Here is a 703-nt window from a genome sequence, read left to right as displayed (position 1 = left end):
CCATTAAAACCTACCTTCAGCCAGTTGGTTGCTTCATAATCGAGTGCTGCACGGAAATTGAGACGTTTATAATTATTCTCCACATCCATTACACCATCCTGATACAGATAACTCATACCTACGGAATAAGTGCTTTTCTCTGTTCCACCACTAATTCCCAAACTGTGGTTAGTGATAAGCGCACTCCGCAGTAACTCCTTATACCAGTCTGTGTCTGAATCGAATTTCCAGTTATGAAAATCCGGATCGGAATAATCACCGCCGAATTTATCAATAGAAGCCTTCATGGTAGATACATATGCATCATAATTAGCTTCGAGAAGCATAGTAGAATACTCTTGAGAGTTAGCCATTTCTAAAACGTTTGTAGCTTTCTGTACACCTATATATCCGTTATAGGTAATTTTAGCTTTTTGGTTACGCTGTCCTTTTTTGGTAGTGATAATAACAACACCATTGGCAGCACGCACACCATAAATGGCAGCAGCCGAAGCATCCTTCAACACAGACATATCCTGAATGTCATTACTATTGAGGAAATTGATATCATCATAGAACATACCATCCACTACATAAAGAGGCGAGCTGTTGGAAAATGACCCTTTACCACGAATAGCTACCTTCGGCCCTTCTCCCGGAGTACCGCTATTGGTTACGTTTACTCCGGCCACTTTCCCTTGCATAGCAGCCATAGGTGCAGAGG

Annotated in this window: 1 protein-coding gene; it reads right to left on the bottom strand. The window is 41.7% G+C overall.

Translation table 11 applies throughout. The annotated features are described in order from the left end of the window. Nucleotides 1-703: TonB-dependent receptor plug domain-containing protein (locus AB5935_RS24620; protein WP_368327713.1), on the bottom strand; the 703-nt coding region annotated here is incomplete at both ends.

The organism is Phocaeicola sp. RTP21198st1_B8_RTP21198_201120, from assembly GCF_040929485.1.
GTDB lineage: Bacteria > Bacteroidota > Bacteroidia > Bacteroidales > Bacteroidaceae > Phocaeicola > Phocaeicola dorei.
Note: the sequence above shows the minus strand (reverse complement) of the source record. Positions and strands in the feature narration are given on the sequence as shown.